At 36.6% G+C, this 18,050-nt stretch carries 12 protein-coding genes, 1 pseudogene and 1 other annotated feature; of the genes and pseudogenes, 6 read left to right on the top strand and 7 right to left on the bottom strand.

The features are described 5' to 3' along the window. Positions 1–7 precede the first annotated feature (7 nt). The 3 genes and pseudogenes from HHU08_RS19520 to HHU08_RS19510 all read left to right on the top strand — a co-directional run bounded on the left by HHU08_RS19520 (position 8) and on the right by HHU08_RS19510 (position 3,165). Positions 8–866, top strand: a pseudogene (locus HHU08_RS19520) (DUF421 domain-containing protein). Positions 867–958: 92 nt separating this feature from the next. After that, a complete protein-coding gene (rpiA, locus tag HHU08_RS19515; RefSeq protein WP_169189093.1) occupies positions 959–1,645 on the top strand; it encodes a ribose-5-phosphate isomerase RpiA in 687 nt (228 codons plus the stop codon). A gap of 293 nt (positions 1,646–1,938) precedes the next feature. Beyond that, positions 1,939–3,165 carry an NAD(P)-dependent malic enzyme gene (locus tag HHU08_RS19510; protein ID WP_169189092.1) on the top strand — a complete coding sequence of 409 codons (1,227 nt, stop codon included), beginning with the start codon at positions 1,939–1,941 and terminating at the stop codon, positions 3,163–3,165. Between the two features lie 152 nt (positions 3,166–3,317). Here HHU08_RS19510 and tnpA read toward each other — a convergent pair whose 3' ends face one another. The 3 genes from tnpA to HHU08_RS19495 form a co-directional block, all read right to left on the bottom strand. After that, the gene (gene tnpA / locus HHU08_RS19505) at positions 3,318–3,803 is read right to left on the bottom strand and encodes an IS200/IS605 family transposase (RefSeq protein WP_061800923.1); all 486 of its coding nucleotides are present in this window, start codon (positions 3,801–3,803) and stop codon (positions 3,318–3,320) included. A gap of 202 nt (positions 3,804–4,005) precedes the next feature. Continuing rightward, entirely contained in the window at positions 4,006–5,343 is a 1,338-nt protein-coding gene (locus HHU08_RS19500) for a nucleobase:cation symporter-2 family protein (RefSeq protein ID WP_016203397.1), read from the bottom strand. A gap of 134 nt (positions 5,344–5,477) precedes the next feature. Continuing rightward, entirely contained in the window at positions 5,478–7,127 is a 1,650-nt protein-coding gene (locus HHU08_RS19495; protein ID WP_169189091.1) for a PucR family transcriptional regulator, read from the bottom strand. Positions 7,128–7,383: 256 nt separating this feature from the next. Here HHU08_RS19495 and allC point away from each other — a divergent pair, with 256 nt between their 5' ends. From allC to proS, 3 genes are all read left to right on the top strand, one after another. Further along, positions 7,384–8,619 (top strand): allantoate deiminase, encoded by a 1,236-nt coding sequence (gene allC / locus HHU08_RS19490; RefSeq protein WP_169189090.1) that lies wholly within the window; start codon positions 7,384–7,386, stop codon positions 8,617–8,619. A 595-nt stretch (positions 8,620–9,214) separates the two neighbouring features. Then, positions 9,215–10,444 (top strand): pyridoxal-phosphate-dependent aminotransferase family protein, encoded by a 1,230-nt coding sequence (locus HHU08_RS19485; protein WP_169189089.1) that lies wholly within the window; start codon positions 9,215–9,217, stop codon positions 10,442–10,444. Between the two features lie 703 nt (positions 10,445–11,147). After that, positions 11,148–11,364: a binding site (T-box leader), on the top strand. A gap of 92 nt (positions 11,365–11,456) precedes the next feature. Next, positions 11,457–12,890: a proline--tRNA ligase gene (gene proS / locus HHU08_RS19480; RefSeq protein WP_016203393.1), complete on the top strand. Its 1,434-nt coding sequence runs from the start codon at positions 11,457–11,459 to the stop codon at positions 12,888–12,890. 100 nt (positions 12,891–12,990) lie between these two features. Here the strand turns inward: proS and HHU08_RS19475 are convergent, their stop codons facing one another. The 4 genes from HHU08_RS19475 to HHU08_RS19460 form a co-directional block, all read right to left on the bottom strand. Next, on the bottom strand, positions 12,991–13,869 hold the full coding sequence (locus HHU08_RS19475) for a cation diffusion facilitator family transporter (RefSeq protein WP_205835648.1): 879 nt from the start codon (positions 13,867–13,869) through the stop codon (positions 12,991–12,993). A 206-nt stretch (positions 13,870–14,075) separates the two neighbouring features. Further along, a complete protein-coding gene (locus HHU08_RS19470; RefSeq protein WP_169189086.1) occupies positions 14,076–14,927 on the bottom strand; it encodes an RsiV family protein in 852 nt (283 codons plus the stop codon). Positions 14,928–14,942: 15 nt separating this feature from the next. Further along, positions 14,943–15,428 carry an RNA polymerase sigma factor gene (locus HHU08_RS19465; RefSeq protein ID WP_101729287.1) on the bottom strand — a complete coding sequence of 162 codons (486 nt, stop codon included), beginning with the start codon at positions 15,426–15,428 and terminating at the stop codon, positions 14,943–14,945. A 323-nt stretch (positions 15,429–15,751) separates the two neighbouring features. Then, the gene (locus HHU08_RS19460) at positions 15,752–17,953 is read right to left on the bottom strand and encodes an MMPL family transporter (protein WP_169189084.1); all 2,202 of its coding nucleotides are present in this window, start codon (positions 17,951–17,953) and stop codon (positions 15,752–15,754) included. Between the last annotated feature and the right edge of the window lie 97 nt (positions 17,954–18,050).

Here is an 18,050-nt window from a genome sequence, read left to right as displayed (position 1 = left end):
TGAAAACATGTTAGCAGTAGTTTTGCGTGCTTTGCTATTTGTAATTGTTCTATTTATTACAACAAAGCTATTAGGAAAAAAAACATATCTCCCAGCTGTCACTTTTTGAATACATAGCAGGTATTACACTGGGAGATATAGCAGGAGAGGTAATATTAAATTCTAGTCTTAGTGTTATGCATGGGATTCTTGGGATTTTTGTATTTGCGGTAATATCCTATTTAGCTGATGTGATTTCCTTAAAAAGTAAGAGATTGCGTAATGTGATTGAAGGAACTGGAACAGTCTTAGTGGAAGATGGAAAGCTGTTAGAGGAAAATCTGAAGAAAGAGCATTATACAATTGACGATTTCTCTACATTATTGCGACAAAAAGACGTTTTTAGCTTAGCTGAAATTGATTATGCTATTCTCGAGCCAAAGGGAATGCTTAGTGTTTTACTGAAAAAGGAAAATAGACCACTTACCCCTAAAGATTTAAATATGAAAATGCCAAGTGAAAAAGCACCGCAAACGATTATTATGGATGGCAATATCGTTTACGATTCTTTAACAAAAGCAGGAAAAACACCGGCCTGGTTGCATATGGAATTAGAAAAATTAGGTGTAACATTAGATAATGTATTTCTAGGGCAGGTAAACTCATATGGAGAACTAACCATAGATATATTTGATGATAAAATCAAGCTAGCAGAGGCACAGGAAAGACCACTGTTGCTAGCAACAATAAAAAAAGTAGAAGCAGATTTAGAAATGTTTTCGTTACAAACAGATAATCAAGAAGCAAAAGCCATGTATAGAAAAAATGCAGATAAAATGGAGCAGGTGATAAATAAAGTGAAAGTTTATTTAGGAGATAATTTCTAATGAAAAATAGATGAAAGAGTAGGAGTTATCATCTATTATAGAAGGAAGATAACTATTTAGATAAATATAAAATAAGTGTGTAGGTGAATAAGATGGATAGACAGAATGAAAAAGCGTTAGTAGGGGAAGCGGCAGCTACTCAATTTGTAAAGGATGGAATGACAATTGGACTAGGTACAGGCTCTACAGCTTATTATGTCATAAAAAAAATGGGAGAAATGATTAAAGCTGGCATGACACTAAAAGGAGTTGCAACTTCAAAAGCCACAGAAAAATTAGCAATTGAATGCGGGATTCAATTGATTGATATAAATGAGGTAGAAGAATTAGATCTTGCCATCGATGGAGCGGATGAAATTGATGCTAATTTCTATGCCACTAAAGGGGGAGGCGGAGCATTGTTGCGAGAGAAAATAATTGCTAATGCTGCTAAAACCTTTATTGTTGTTGCTGATGGAAGTAAAAAAGTTCAATCATTGGGTAAATTTCCTCTCCCTATTGAAGTGGTTCCCTTTGGCTATAAACAAACCGAGAGAGCAATCCGAAAATTTGGTTGCAAAACAGAGATACGGGAAAAAGATGGGGAGATTTTCGTAACAGACAACGGAAATTATATTGTGGATTGTTCTTTTTCTAGTATCCAAAATCCCACTCAATTACAGCAGGACTTGAATAATATAGTAGGGGTAGTAGAAAATGGCCTCTTTATTGATATGGTAGACGTATTAATTTCTATTAAGGAGCATAAAGAAATTAGCGTAGAATATGTTCAAAATTAACGCTTTGGAAAAGGACGTTAGTGGATGGATTTTAATGAGTATTGGAAAGTACTCCGTTTTTACAGACAGGTGATCCTTGCTATTTCGGAAAGGACAACTGTCCGTAAAAAATAAGTCTATCTAAATTGATTTGAGCAGATTTTAAGATATTCTTTATATTTTCTTGAAAGCGTTTCTTTTTTTATTTATACGGTATATCATCTTAGATAGGGAGGGGAATCCTTATCAAGAAATGCGGCAAATTGAAGGCAGCAATCATGTAAGAGGAAAATGCGCTAAAAGGGAGAGATAGAATGTCTTTACGAGAAGATGCTTTACATATGCATCAAGTCAAACAAGGGAAATTGGAAATCCAGGCGAAGGTGGAAGTGAAAAATGCCCAAGATTTAAGTTTAGCCTATTCTCCAGGGGTGGCAGAACCGTGTAAAGAAATTTTTGAAAATCCGGAAAAGGTATATGATTTTACGATGAAAGGCAATATGGTTGGTTTAGTAACAAATGGTACATCTGTACTTGGTTTAGGGAATATTGGAGCAGAGGCATCCCTTCCAGTTATGGAGGGGAAAGCAATCTTATTTAAAAGCTTTGCTGGGGTAGATGCTTTTCCGATTGCCTTAAATACAACCGATGTAGATAAAATAGTTGAAACAGTTAAACTGATGGCCCCTACATTTGGCGGGATCCATTTAGAGGATATTGCTGCACCAGATTGTTTTGAAATAGAAGAACGACTAAACAAAGAACTAACAATTCCTGTATATCATGATGATCAGCATGGTACTGCCATTGTTACATTGGCAGGGTTAGTCAATGCTCTTAAGATTGTTAAGAAAAAAATGAATGATTTGAAAGTTGTTATAAACGGGGCTGGTGCATCGGGAATAGCTATTTCAAGGCTTCTCTATTCTTATGGTGTAACTAATATGATTATATGTGATACAAAGGGGGCGATATATGCTGGAAGGCCAGTTAGCATGAATCCAGCAAAAGAATCTGTCGCGATATATACAAATGCTAAGGGAGAAAAAGGCTATTTAAGTGATGTAATGAAAGGAGCGGACGTATTCATTGGTGTTTCTGTTGCAGATACCTTAACATTAGAGATGGTGCAGACGATGAAGGAAGATGCGATTATCTTTGCCTTGGCTAATCCGGTACCAGAAATAAGTCCCGCTGATGCAAAAGCAGCAGGTGCTATTATAGTAGGAACAGGACGATCTGATTTTCCGAACCAAGTGAATAATGTATTAGCATTCCCAGGTATTTTTCGTGGCGCTCTTGATGTTCGTGCAACTACAATTAATGAAGAAATGAAAAAAGCAGCTGCTGAAGCCATTGCAGCTTTAATTGCGGATTCAGAGTTGACGGCGGATTATGTAATTCCAAGTCCTTTTGATCCCAGAGTAGCTCCAGCTGTAGCAGCTGCTGTTGCAAAAGCAGCCATGGAAACAAATGTAGCTAGAATTCAAGTTGATCCAGAGCAAGTGAGATTGAAAACAATGAAATTGACGGCAATATAGAAGTAAATATAGGTACTAATAAGGACCACCCGTGAGAACGGGTGGTTTTCTCTGCGGCTGAAAGCCTTTGTTACTGACCAAACCCTAAAGGGCTACTGAAAGGTTCGCCAATTGTACTACTTCTACTGGCCAGACCTCAAAGGCCTTCTCTCCTAATTTTTTCGTTTCTTTTTCTTCACTTCTTCCCCTGTAAATGGATCAATATATTCCATAATCGTTAATTGTTCTGCGACTAGATCATCTTGTATTTGATTACGGATATATTCTTCAATTACCTTCTTGTTTCTTCCTACCGTATCTACATAATATCCTGTACACCAAAATTTTCGATTTCCATACTTATATTTCAGTTGTGCATGTCTATCAAATATCATCAAGCTACTTTTTCCTTTTAGATATCCTACGAATGCTGATACACTTAATTTTGGCGGAATACTCACTAACATATGTACGTGGTCCTTACACGCAGTTGCTTCTATTATCTCTACGCCTTTCCTCTCACACAAGGTACGTAAGATTTGCCCAATATCTTTCTTTATTTTCCCGTAAATTATTTGTCTTCTATATTTTGGTGCAAATACTATGTGATACTTACAATTCCAAGTTGTGTGTGCTAAACTATTATTGTCTTTTGACATAAGGACTTCCTCCTGGCTATTTATTTTCGGTTGGCGAACCAAAAAATATTTTAGCACCACGAGGAAGTTTTTTTAATACCACGCTGTAAGCTTTTTGGAACCCTAGGCATAGCCCAGGGTTTTCTTTTCTATAATAAAAGAGGCTAGTTCAATGAACTGCCTCTTTTAGTTAGACTGCGAGTGATAACAACGAAAACAGCCTTTATGAAATGGTATGTGTTTCACTTACCTCTTGTTTGTTAAGAAGGGAGGCACTAGTGCTTTTTTTACTTGCTTTTACATTAAAAAGAAGATTTAAGAAAATCGCTGCTAGACTTCCAGTAATAATTCCATCACTTACAATAATACGAAGTGCAGAGGGAAGTTGATCAAACAGTGTAGGAACCGCTGTTGCACCTAAACCAATGGAAATGGAACAAGCCATTATTAATAGGTTAGCTTGATTCGTGAAATCAACTTTGCTCAGCATTCTAATGCCAGAAGCAACAACCATCCCAAACATAACAACTGTTGCCCCTCCCAAAATTGGTGTAGGAATAATAGTCGCAAAAGCGGCGATTTTAGGAATAAACCCTAAGAAAACGAGGATCCCACCTGCTGCGATAACGACATTTACAGTTTTGACTTTTGAAAGTTGCACAAGACCGACGTTTTGGGCAAAGGTATTATACGGAAATGCATTAAAGAGCCCACCGATAGTAATTGCTAGACCTTCCGCGCGATACCCCCTCGTTAAATCTTTTTCACTTAGTGGCGTATCGGTAATTTTACTTAGTGCAAAAAAAACTCCAGTTGATTCTATGACAATGACTAAACCAACAATTAACATCGTAAGAATCGGGCCAATTTCAAAGCTAGGAGTTCCAAAATAAAATAGTTCAGGGAAATGGAACCACCCAGCCTCTTTTACTGGGGAAAGATTCACTTTTCCAAGAAAGGCAGCAACAACAGAACCTACTATAATTCCGATTAAGACAGATAATGATTGCATAAATCCTTTCGTGAAACGGTTTAGTAAAAGAATGAACAATAAAACACCGAATGAAAGCAGCAGATTTTCAATGGATCCAAAATCGTCACTTGTTGCACCGCCGCCCATATTTTTAATGCCTGATGGAATAAGCGATAATCCAATAATTGTTACAACAGTTCCGATTACAACAGGAGGAAAAAGCTTTGTAATTTTGCTGAAAAAAGGAGCACAAATAATCATGAATAGTCCAGTAATAATAATAGCTCCATAAATTGCTGTTACCCCATAATTTGTACCAATTGAAATCATTGGGGTAACAGCGACAAAGGAACTACCGAGTATAACAGGTAAGCCAATTCCTAAATATTTATTTTTCCAAGCTTGAAGCAATGTAGCAATACCGCATGTTAATAAATCAATTGCAACAAGGTATGCAAGTTGTTCTGTGGTTAAATTTAATGCCCTACCAACTAATAGTGGGACCAGTATAGCACCTGCATACATCGCTAGCACATGCTGTAGTCCTAAAGAAAAAATTTTCAAACCCTTTTCTTCGCTCTGAGCCATTATTTACACTCCTTTTCTCCTTTGTGTTAGAAATGATAACACGTATAGTTATGTTAATTAACATAATAGTTAGCAAGGAGAAAGAAGTCATTGGTTATATTGTACAAAATATTTAGAAAATATAGATTATATATCTAATATATTGGCGTCTGTTTTTTTCTTTCATTTGTTTTTAAAATCGATTTTATCCGGAAAGCAAAGCGAAGATGGAAGGTAGTTTCAGGATCCTTTAGGCTTTTTCCTAATAGTTCTTCGCATTTCTCCAATCGATAGATTACTGTGTTGCGATGGACATAAAGACGTTTTGCAGTTTCGGAAATTTGACAATGGGTCTCTAAGTAAACAGAAAGTGTGTTGAGTAGTATTTGTTCTTCGTCCTGCTGATGATTGCTTGAGAATGCTTGAAAAATATGATCATAAAATTCCAGAAGGTCCTTTGTTGGAATGATTCTTAACATTTCAAAGACATCCTTTGGGCGATGGATCTGAATAAAAGGCGTATTTCCAGAAAGGTTTCCAGTATGTAAAGCACTAAGAGCTTCTCTATAAGCATTAGGTAAATTTAAGAGTTGCTGGTAAACGTTGCTTATACCAAGTGACATATGTCTTTTAAAGGTGTTTGCAATATAACTTTGAATATTTTGCAAATAAGGAAGAATGGAGCTGTCTAGATCATAAGAGGAATGCACGACTTCCATGATAAGAATACAATGATCATCTTTTATAAAAAGCTGGGAAGCGAAAGGTGCTTTCTTTATTTCAGTTTCTAAGAATTCATAAATATAATCGATTTCTACAGAATGTTGGGTAAAGGATTTATATTGCTCGCTGCTATCCATTTTGCCTATGATTGCGATGGAAGCTTGTTCTCTCTTTAAGGAAAATTCTTTAGCTCTACTTTCGATTTCCTCAGCAAAAGTAAACTTTCCTTCCACAAAATGAGTGAAGAAATCATTTCTTGCTCTTCTGGTATATTGTTTAACTGTGTTTTCCCTCATTAGTTCAAAGGAGAGGACGTTAGTTGCTTGTTCAATTGTAAGAAGTAAGCTTTGGTCTTCTAGTGGGATTTCCCCTAGCACAACTAAAAAAGCTGGTTTTTTCATGTGCGTATAAATAGGGAAGATAGTAAAAACCTCTTCTGTATTTCTGCTCGAAAAATAAGAATAGGGCGAGTTTGGTAGTAAAAATTCAAATCCACTTGTATGGAGCGAACTAAAAAAGTTCTCAATGGAATTTCTATTATAAGAAGACGTATGCAGCTGAAAATGTGCATCAAATAAGACAATACGCTTGTTAATCATATGAGATAAGTCATCAACAAGTCGTTTTATACCTTTCCCTTTTAGTATATGTTGTGTGAATTTACGATGGGTTTCAAATGCTGTAGTTAATTCTGCTGTTCTCTGACTCAACATATAATTTAAAGAGGCATTAACGATTTCACCAAGGGATGTTTCTAAAGGAATTTCTAAAAGTGGAAAGCCTTTATCATTGGCAAATTGTATCGCTTCATTTGGTATATGTCCTAAAAATCTTTTTGATTTAATTCCTAAAGCAGTACAATCTTTTTCCTGCATACTTTTTATTAAAGAAAGCAAGACACCAGGCTTATCTTTTAGGTGGTAGGCAGTAGTGACTAGTAAATCGTTCGGGTTTAAGTAGTCCACGATATCAGGTGCATCCATCATTGTAATATGCTTTATTTCTTTATTTAATCCGGTGTGACCTGCAATTACTTCTACTTTATCAAAGACAGGTTTCTGTAGAATTTCTGCTAATTTCATCGTATTCCTCCTAAAGCAATTTCTTTATTATCAATAAATATAATTTAGTTATTTTACACAAAGTATTTAGATAATTCTAACACTTTATCTAATGTATTGCTAGAAGGTGCTTATTAAAATAATGGTTACATAATAATAGCGCGTAGTTAATGTTTTTATATATCAGAAAAATATTATTGGAAAATAACAAAAAGCTTCCGTAGGTTTTAGGTGTATTTTGAATGAATAGGGTGAATCAGCGAGAGGAGCGATAGAAATGAAGACATCTATTGATATAGATACAAAAGAGGTGGGTGAGTGGATAGACTGGCTGGCTGGATTTGGATACACGAAAAACGGTGGGGTTACACGACTTCTCTATGATGAAAATTGGCGGTTAGCGCAAAATTCCCTTTTTCAAAAAATGAATGAAAGTGGTTTAAAGACACATTTTGATGGTGTCGGCAATCTGTTTGGCAGGCTAGATGGGACGGAAAAAGGCGAGAAAACTATTTTAACAGGTTCCCATATTGATACAGTTATAGATGGTGGTAAATATGATGGTGCATATGGAATAATTGCAAGTCTCATTGCTGTAAATTATTTAAAGCAACGCTATGGATCACCCCAAAAATCGATAGAAGTTGTATCTCTATGTGAGGAAGAAGGGAGTAGATTTCCTTTAGCATTCTGGGGATCTGGATCAATTACGGGTAAGTTTAATAGGGAGGATTGCTCTGGTTTATACGATACGAAGAAGGTTTCATTTTCTCATGCGATGAAATCCATGGGATTGCAAACAGATAAAGAACAAGTAAAACGAGATGATATTGATTGCTTTATAGAAATGCATATAGAACAAGGTGCTGTATTAGAGAAGGAGAAAAAGTCCATTGGCATTGTCTCCCATATCGTTGGACAAAGAAGGTTTACTATTAAAGTAAAGGGCGAGAGTAACCATGCAGGTACAACACCAATGCCTTATCGGAAGGACAGTATGCATATCGCAGCCGAATTAATTACATATGCACTCAAACAAGTTACCGAAATTGACTCTCAGTTAGTTGCGACAGTTGGAAGAATACTTGCAATACCCAACGTTCCCAATGTTATTGCGAAAGAAGTTACCTTTACATTAGATGTTAGGCATCACCAAGAAGAAGTGCTAGATTACTATTGTGAGAAAGTTTTTGCTTGTTTTGAACAGAAATGTAAAGCAGCTGGCATGAATGTGGAGTGGGAGCAATGGCTGGATGTTAAGGCTGTTGCGATGGATGATAAATTAACAGAACTAGCCTATACAATTGTTCAAGAAATGGATATTCCTTATCGAAAAATGATCAGTGGAGCAGGACATGATGCACAAGTCTTTGGAACATACTGTTCGACAGCGTTAGTATTTGTTCCAAGTGTAGGGGGAATCAGTCATTCACCAAAGGAATACACAAAACTGGAAGATTTAACGAGAGGCATTATAGTACTAATTGAATTATTGTATCGATTGGCTTATTAAAATGTTAGCCAGTGAATGAACGCCAAAAAAGCAGAGGAGCAAAGGGAAAAGTGGTGTTCATCAAGCGAATGAACGCCAAAAAGCAGAGGATCAAAGAGAAAAGTGGTTTTCATCAAGTGAATGAAAGCCAAAAAGTAGAGGAGCAAAGAGAAAAGTGGTGTTCATCGGGTGAATGAAAGCCAAAAAGCAGAGGCGCAAAGGGAAAAGTGGTTTTCATCAAGTGAATGAAAGCCAAAAAGCAGAGGAGCAAAGGGAAAAGTGGTGTTCATCAAGCGAATGAACGCCAAAAAGCAGAGGAGCAAAGAGAAAAGTGGTTTTCATCAAGTGAATGAAAGCCAAAAAGCAGAGGCGCAAAGGGAAAAGTGGTTTTCATCAAGTGAATGAAAGCCAAAAAGCAGAGGCGCAAAGGGAAAAGTGGTTTTCATCAAGTGAATGAAAGCCAAAAAGCAGAGGAGCAAAGGGAAAAGTGGTTTTCATCAAGCGAATGAAAGCCAAAAAACAGAGGCATAAGGGGAAAAGCGGCGTTCATCAAAAGTAAAAATAAAACAAATTAATCTAGCGCTTTCAAAATATAGATAAAGAAAGGATGTAAACAATGACTTTTTCAGAATTAAGCACACCCTTAAGAACGATTATGACACCAGGACCAGTTGAAGTGGATCCGAGAGTGTTAAGGGCATTGAGTACACCGATTTTAGGTCAATTTGATCCTGCGTTTACGGCTATTATGAATGATGTGATGGGAATGATACAACAAGTTTTTCAAACAAAGAACCAGTGGGCATTTCCGATAGATGGGACATCAAGATCAGGCCTTGAAGCTGTATTGGCCAGTGTCATCGAGCCAGGAGATAAAGTGTTAATCCCTATTTATGGGAGATTTGGACATTTATTAACAGAGATTTCCGAAAGATATGGTGCAGATATTCATTTGCTTCATTGCGAATGGGGAGAAGTTTTTGATCCAGACGTAATTATTGCGGAAATGAAAAAAGTGAAGCCGAAAATTGTTGCTCTTGTTCATGGAGAAACATCAACTGGGTGCATGCAACCGTTAGAAGAGGTTGGCAGAGCATGTCGTGAACAAGATATTCTCTTTATCGTTGACGCGGTTGCGACAATTGGTGGAGTAGATGTTCAATCAGATAATTGGTATATAGATGCAGTTATAGGTGGAAATCAAAAATGTTTATCTGTGCCATCAGGCAATGCTCCAATCACTTATAATGAACGCATTGAAAAGGTATTAAATGCGCGGAAAAAAGTAGAACGTGGGATAGCAACCGATAGTGAATTAGCAGAGAAAAAAATGCATGCTCCTATTCGTTCCAATTATTTAGACTTAGCACAATTACAGGATTATTGGAGTCCAAGAAGATTGAATCATCATACAGAAGCAACTTCGATGTTGTACGCACTATATGAAGGTTTAAGAATAGTATTAGACGAAGGCTTGGAGACTAGATTTGCGCGTCATCAATACCATGAACAAGCACTAATCGAAGGAATAGAAGGAATGGGTCTTGAATTGTTCGGTGATAGAAGATGGAAACTGCCAACTGTAACATGTATTAAAGTACCAGAAGGAATCGATGCAGAGTCTGTACGGAGTATGATGCTCCAGCAATTCGGTGTAGAAATTGCAAGCTCCTTTGGTCCTTTACACGGGAAAATATGGAGAATCGGAACGATGGGCTATAGCTGCCGAAAAGAAAACGTCCTATTTGTGCTTGCCAGTCTAGAAGCCTGTCTCATCAGACACGGAGTGAAAATCCCAGCTGGTCAGGCACTCCAGGCAACATTAGATTTTTATTCAAGAGATTAGAAGGGATACTATAAAGTGAAACTTCCATCAGTGAGGGGTTTCCGTCCTCCCCCACTGATGGTTAGTTGAACCAATCGGACCTTTACGGACAGTTGATCTCCCACCTTTCTTTCTCGTATTCTCCTATGCTTGAGGGGGAGTCTTACTGTCCGTTAAGAGTGGGATAAAGTGAAACTTCTATCAGTGGGGGGGGCCTTCCTCCCCACTGATGGTTAGTTGAACCAATCGGACCTTTACGGACAGTTGATCTCCCACCTATCTTCCTTGTATTCTCCTAAGCTTGAGGTGGGAGTCTTACTGTCCGTTAAGAGTGGGATAAAGTGAAACTTCTATCAGTGGGGGGGGCCTTCCTCCCCACTGATGGTTAGTTGAACCAATCGGACCTTTACGGACAGTTGATCTCCCACCTATCTTCCTTGTATTCTCCTAAGCTTGAGGTGGGAGTCTTACTGTCCGTTAAGAGTGGGATAAAGTGAAACTTCTATCAGTGGGGGGGCCTTCCTCCCCACTGATGGTTAGTTGAACCAATCGGACCTTTACGGACAGTTGATCTCCCACCTATCTTCCTTGTATTCTCCTAAGCTTGAGGTGGGAGTCTTACTGTCCGTTAAGAGTGGGATAAAATAGTTTCTAAAAAGAATAAAAAAAATCCATATTGACAATAATGTTTCTATCCGATATGATTTTTCACAAAGAAATGAATAAAGAAACTATAAAAAGGAATAGTATGCAGCAATGTCTATTAAAGAGAGGGTCTAAATGCTGAAAGGACCTATAGGCTCACCTGTTGAACCTGCCTTTTTCGTTCTGTATCGAATAGACTTTGTTTAAAAAGATTCAGCGGTTCAAGACCGTTAACATGGAAGAGTGTAAAGCTTTGCTTTGAATTAGGGTGGTACCGCCATTATTTGGTCCCTAATGAATGGCAAAGCTTTTTTTTATGGTCTTTTTTCAAAGAAAAGGCCAATCGAAATATTTTTAAAAACGACTAATAAAATAGGAGGCCCCTAAAATGGCAAAGGATTTTGTAAAAAGCATTACCAGTATGGAAGACGATTTTGCCCAGTGGTATACAGATGTTGTAACAAAAGCAGAACTAATTGATTATTCCAGTGTAAGAGGTTCGATGATCATTCGACCATATGGAACGGCAATTTGGGAGAATATTAAAGAAGCATTAGACAAACGTATTAAAGAAACAGGTCATGAAAATGTCTATATGCCATTATTTATTCCTGAAAGCCTTTTACAAAGAGAAAAGGATCATATCGAGGGATTTGCACCAGAAGTAGCATGGGTTACACATGGCGGAGACGAGGAATTAGCAGAAAGACTTTGCGTGCGCCCAACATCAGAAGTCCTATTTGCAGAGCATTATAAAAATATCATTCATTCCTATCGTGATCTTCCAAAGCTATATAATCAATGGGCAAATGTAGTACGATGGGAAAAGACAACTCGTCCATTTTTACGTACATTGGAATTTTTGTGGCAAGAGGGGCATACATGCCATGAAACAGAAGAAGATGCAGATAGAGAAACCATTCAAATGCTTCAAGTCTATGCTGAAATATGCGAAAAATACTTAGCACTTCCAGTTATTAAAGGGCGTAAAACAGAAAAAGAAAAATTCGCAGGTGCAAAATATACGTATACGATTGAAAGTTTGATGCATGATGGAAAAGCATTGCAATCAGGAACCTCTCATAATCTAGGTGATGGCTTTGCTAAATCCTTTGGCATTCAGTTCTCGGATAGAGACGGAAACCTCCAGCATGTACAACAAACATCATGGGGCTTTACTACTAGAATTATTGGTGCAATGATTATGGTTCATGGCGATGACCGTGGTTTAGTAGTACCGCCAATGATTGCTCCAACGCAAGTGATGATTGTACCAATTGCCCAGCATAAGGAAGGTGTATTGGATTTTGCTTATGATTTACAGAAGAAATTAAGCAGTACAATCCGCATTGGCATTGATGCAAGCGATAAAAAGCCAGGCTGGAAATTTAATGAGTATGAAATGAAAGGAATCCCTTTGCGTTTAGAAGTAGGACCAAAAGATATGGAGAAAAACCAAGTAGTTCTTGTGAGAAGAGATACAGGAGAGAAACAATTTGTCTCGATGGAAGGATTAGAAGAAACAATTGCGCAATTATTAATCGAGATTCAAGACAATTTGTTAAAGAAAGCCACAGATCATAGAGAAGAAAACACTCATACTGCTTTAAATTTTGATGAATTTAAACAATGGACAGTGAAAGAAAAACCAGGGTTTATTAAAGCGATGTGGTGCGAAGATCAAGCTTGTGAAGACAAAATAAAGGAAGAGACAAGTGCAACATCTAGATGCATGCCTTTTGAACAGGAATCAATCGCCGAGACTTGTGTATGCTGTGGTAAAAAAGCAAGTAAATTAGTGTATTGGGCAAAAGCATATTAATTTTTGATGTGATATAAATAGAAAAACGAAGGATACGAATTCCTTCGTTTTTTCATTCTTAATGGGCAGTAAGACTCTCGCTGCTTGCTGGAAGTTTTCTTTACTGTTTTTCTTCGTCTGGCTCAATATGGACATGTACCTCTAACACATTAAATTCATTTATTAAAGCATTCTCTACAGCAGAAGAGATATCATGGGCATCGGTAATATCTAGTTTCTGATTAACAGTAATAACAACATCCACGACTGGACTGTTCCCATAGTTTCTCGCTTTAATTTCTTTTACAGCTTTAACGCCATCCGTATGTAGAATGGTCTTTTTATAGTTGTCAATCAATAGAACATCAAATCCATCTGTTAAATAGTGAGTTGTTTCTCGGAATATTCCCCAGGCTGTTTTACAAATTAACAGGCCGACAATACAGGCTGCTAGCGGATCTAAAAAGCCTAAGTTTAATTGTGCTCCAAAAATACCAACAGCAGTCCCAAAGCTAACCATCGAGTCGGAGAAGTTATCTTTTGCAGCTGCCTTTACAGCTTGGCTATTTATTTTTTTCCCTAATCGTAAATTGATGCGATAGACGAAGAACATAACCATACCACATGCAATAGCTGTATAAGCTGCCACTAAATCAGGTGCTTGTCTTGAATGAGTAAAGAAAGACGATACTGCTTGGAATAATACTTGCAAACCCACGCTCATCATAATGAAAGAAGCAATTAACGAAGCGACAGTTTCCGCTTTCCAATGACCATAAGGATGATCTTTATCGGCTGGTTTTTGGGATAGTCGCAAGCCGATTAGAACGGCAACTGAAGCAATAATATCGGTGAAATTATTCCAACCGTCTGCTTTCAATGCTTGGGAATCAGAACTGTTCCCAATAAATAATTTCACAGAAGCTAAAATAATATATGTAAAAATACTTAATATAGCAGCTCGTTCGCCGAGTTTTAAGTCTGCATATTTTTTATCCATCACAAACGCCCCCTTAACTAACCCACTAATCATATCAAGTCATTATAGGGTGGGTCTAGAGCAACGTTTTTATACATATCAACAAAAGTGTTAGCAAGAGAAAACAGTTTGACAGAGGAAAACTTTTCATCCATAAAAAAGAAAAAGTCAGAGGGAATGAGATATGTTCGTTCCTCTGACTAAGTCTATTGAACCGATGCTTATGTTTACTTTATATATAAATCACTTACTAAATGATCTTTTATGATTTCTGTCGGAATAGGAAACTCGATCGTACCCATATAACCTGGTGCTACCTCATATTCATCAAAGCAAATCACTAATTGATGGTTTGTGTTTATATAGAAGTTTTGAGAGCTATCGATTTTTTCAAATCCATCTGGATCGTTTTGATTTTTTATGAAGTAATTTCCGGTCTCTGCTTTTATTTGTTGATTCATTTCATTTAAAATATACTCACTGATCGAATTAATATAGGATTCATCCTTAAATAAGCTAGGTAACGTGATTAATAGTTCGTTTTGCTTATCGATTGTAACATAGTGAATAGTTTCTGCAGCCGATGCCTTTATTTCTGTTGTATATCTACCAAGGGAGAATATTAAATCATCATCTGTTTTAACGATATAGCCACTTTCAAGTGAATAGTTTCCAGCTTCATTTGCTGTTTCTTGTTGAAATTTAGCATAAAGCTCTTTTGATTCTTGTACATATTGTTGGTTTAATGCATGTGAAAGAGCTTCATTCTCTAAGCCAGTTACTTTAGGAGTTTTTAAATTTAGCTGACTATTTTCCTTCGTTTCTTTCCATTCTGCTATTGTAACGACTTTAATGACTTTGTTTAAAAATGGAATATCTGCTAAGGTGCTTGCTGCTGCTGGACTTATATTAACTGTCGTAATTAATAAAAGAATGGATGCTGCTAGGAAGATAGCATTATGTGAAATTCTTTTTAAAGTACGATGCCTTTTAATGGACTTAAGTATTCGCTTCTCAAGTTCCTCTGGAATTGCAACACTTAAATATTCATTTTTCATATCCTCAAATTTTTTATCCATTATATTCCTCCATCATTATTTCATTTCTATGCGTAGTATTTTTAGTGCTTTATAAAGCTTCGTTTTGACTGTATTAATATTTTCGCCTAATACAGAAGCAATTTCCTCCAGCTTTAAATCTTCAAAAAAACGAAGGATAACAATTGTTTTGTAAGATGGAGGAAGCTGATTAATAGCTTGTTCTAAATCTAAATTTTTGTAAGTATCGACTGAACTTGAAGCGAGTATTTCCAGATTTTCATCGTCTGTAACATGCCATCGTTTCCTTTTTCGCAAAAAATCAAGAGAGGTAGTAGCGACTATTCGATAAAACCAACTTTTCATCATAGAAATATCCTTTAATTGGTGCTGTTTTTTAAGTGCTTTATGAATAGAATCTTGGACAATATCCAAGGCATCTTCTTGATTTCGTACATAGGAATATGCAAATCGATAGAAGCTTGCTTTATTATCCATAATAAATGCAATTAACTCCGTTTCTTTTTTATTTTTGTTAAACATACAAGAGCTCCTTTATGGAATTAAATACGTAATAACTTAAGTTTTACAAGTGATAGACGGATGGGAAGAGGGTTTTGTTTTAAGAAATTGAAATTTATTTAGAAAAAATGGAGAAGGCTTTTTTAAAACTATGCTTTTTTTATTTAGGATAAGCAAGGGTGAGAGGAGTAAGTTTGAAGATAAAAATTCCTCCAAGGCTTCTCTTAAAATAAGCTTGGAGGATTGAATAAAGTGAAACTTCTATCAGTGGGGGTTTTCCTTGCTCCCCCACTGATGGTTAGTTGAACCAATCGGACCTGTACGGACAGTAAGAGTGGGATAAATTATTCGTTTTCTTTTACATGAATTTTCTTGCTTGGCCAAAAGACAGCATTTCCTAATAGGGAAGTAATTCCTGGTACTAAAAAAGGTCTTACAATAAAAGTATCTAAAACAATTCCAATAGCCGTTATCGTTCCAAAGTGGACAAGTACTTGCATAGGTAAAGTAGTCAATACCATAAAGGTAGCAGCTAAAATAACTCCAGCAGAAGTAATAACGCCACCTGATTCTGCAACGCCTTCTTTCACTGCTTGTAAGAGCGGCATCTCTTTGCTTTTCTTCCATATACTTGAAATCATAAAAATATTATAATCTTCTCCTAATGCCACGATAAATACGAAGGAGTACAACGGAATTAACCCTTGAATTGCTTCTACGCCAAAACCATAATGGAGAATAATCCATCCTAGACCTAACGCACTAAAGTAGGAAAGAAGAACAGATGCGATTAAATAGATGGCTGCCGTAATGGAGCGTAGATAAATAAGTAAAAGGATGGCAATCATAACTAAAATAACCGGAATAATTAGTTGGGCATCTTCGTTTGTTACTTCTCTTGTATCATATTGTTCTGCAGTAATTCCAGAAAGCCAAATTTTATCCTTTGGATTTTTAATGCCACTATCTTGAAGTTTCTGTTCCAATGTTTCACGAATAGTTGGTAGTTTATCCATCGCTTCATTCGAATAAGGATTGTTTTGGAGTTCCAAGGAATACTTTACTAATTCAGGGTTGCTTTTACCTATTTCAGCCTCTGATACGGTGGCGATAAAATCCAATTCTTTTAAGGATTCCTCCACTTTTACATCTTTTCCTTCTGTATTAATCATAACAGAGACTGGAGCGAGTTCTCCCGCATTAAAGTGATCTTCAATTAAAGCAAATCCTTCTCTAGAAGGCATATCATCAGGGAAAGAGGACAATAAGTCATACGTATACTCTGTTTTAAGGGAAAATAGAGCAAAAAAACCAAGCAATATTGTCGTTAGAATCGTCACTTTCCATGGATGTTTTGTTACCATAGTACCAATCGCGTTTCCAAGTGATTTTCTTTGATTAGGTAATTTATTTGCACCTTTTTTTAATAATAATTCCTCTGTTTTAGGAACGAATGGATAAAAAGACAATCTTCCGATAATAGATAGAATAGCAGGTACTAGACTCAGACTCGCAATCATCATAATAAGGATAGATAAGCTAAATGGGATAGCAAATCGATGGACAGCGCCATACTGAGCTAATAATAATACAAGGAGGGAAAACACTACTGTTAAGCCACTCATTGCTACTGCTCCGCCGGAACGTTCCAGTGCTTTTTGCATCGCAATTTCTTTTATAGATTCTTTTGTTAATAAAGTTCGATATCTACTAATTATGAATAAACAATAGTCTGTACCAGCTCCAAAAAGTAATACAGTCATTATGGCAATGCTCTGAGAATCGAATTCAATCCATCCTAACTCTCCAAAGAAGCCAAGTAAAGGGCTGATTACTCCATAGGCGATACCAACTCCAATTAAAGGAATTAACGCTAACACTGGAGAACGGTAAATGATGAGCAAGCAAATTAATACAATAATAACAGTGCCTATAAGTAATGATAAGTCACCTTGGCTAAATAGCTCTGTAGCATCAATAGAGATGCCGACAGGACCAGTCGTTCTCGCATGTAATTTCGTATCGTCTTTTAATGTAGTATTAAAAGGATTATCCTCCAATATGTCGTTTGCAACAGTTTCTAGTTCTTTCATACTTACTTTTAGTTCAGTTGTTGCTAAGTTGTTCTCAAATAATATAGGGAGAACTATAGTTGTTCCATCTTCGGAAATTTGTTTTTTTATTGCCTCTAAAGGTAGTTGATGATAAGGAATAATCGTTTCCTGATGAATAAGTGGGTCCTCTGTTAATTGGTTGGTAAGTTTCTGAATTTGTTCTAAATCTTGATCGGATAAGCCGGTTGATCGAAACCATGCAATTAACGCAGGAGTTCCTTGTTCATTAGAAAATTCCTCTTTCATTTTTTCTTCAGCCTGCTGTGATAAAGCGGTAGTTGGAATATTTCCAGCCAAATCATTTTTTTGGGAACTAGCTTGAGGTAGGAGCATGCTTAATATCCCGACAAGGAGAAGCCAAGAGATTAATGTGATCCACTTTCCCGTTTTACTAGTTACCGCGGCAAAATAACGATAAATATAATGTTTCATTTTTCCACTCCTTAAAAGCGTAACTTATCAATCGATAAGCAGGTTCTAAAAAAACTTATCAATTGATAAGTTGAGTATATATTTATTTTTGCAATAA

It is taken from the genome of Niallia alba (assembly GCF_012933555.1).
In the GTDB taxonomy this organism is placed as follows: Bacteria; Bacillota; Bacilli; order Bacillales; family Cytobacillaceae; genus Niallia; species Niallia alba.
This window is presented reverse-complemented; position numbering and strand designations above follow the sequence as displayed.

Coding starts and splice junctions, on each gene's coding strand:
- rpiA (WP_169189093.1), top strand. CDS start 959: ATGGATAGACAGAATGAAAAAGCGTTAGTAGGGGAAGCGGCAGCTACT.
- HHU08_RS19510 (WP_169189092.1), top strand. CDS start 1,939: ATGTCTTTACGAGAAGATGCTTTACATATGCATCAAGTCAAACAAGGG.
- tnpA (WP_061800923.1), bottom strand. CDS start 3,803: ATGTCAAAAGACAATAATAGTTTAGCACACACAACTTGGAATTGTAAG.
- HHU08_RS19500 (WP_016203397.1), bottom strand. CDS start 5,343: ATGGCTCAGAGCGAAGAAAAGGGTTTGAAAATTTTTTCTTTAGGACTA.
- HHU08_RS19495 (WP_169189091.1), bottom strand. CDS start 7,127: ATGAAATTAGCAGAAATTCTACAGAAACCTGTCTTTGATAAAGTAGAA.
- allC (WP_169189090.1), top strand. CDS start 7,384: ATGAAGACATCTATTGATATAGATACAAAAGAGGTGGGTGAGTGGATA.
- HHU08_RS19485 (WP_169189089.1), top strand. CDS start 9,215: ATGACTTTTTCAGAATTAAGCACACCCTTAAGAACGATTATGACACCA.
- proS (WP_016203393.1), top strand. CDS start 11,457: ATGGCAAAGGATTTTGTAAAAAGCATTACCAGTATGGAAGACGATTTT.
- HHU08_RS19475 (WP_205835648.1), bottom strand. CDS start 13,869: ATGGATAAAAAATATGCAGACTTAAAACTCGGCGAACGAGCTGCTATA.
- HHU08_RS19470 (WP_169189086.1), bottom strand. CDS start 14,927: ATGGATAAAAAATTTGAGGATATGAAAAATGAATATTTAAGTGTTGCA.
- HHU08_RS19465 (WP_101729287.1), bottom strand. CDS start 15,428: ATGTTTAACAAAAATAAAAAAGAAACGGAGTTAATTGCATTTATTATG.
- HHU08_RS19460 (WP_169189084.1), bottom strand. CDS start 17,953: ATGAAACATTATATTTATCGTTATTTTGCCGCGGTAACTAGTAAAACG.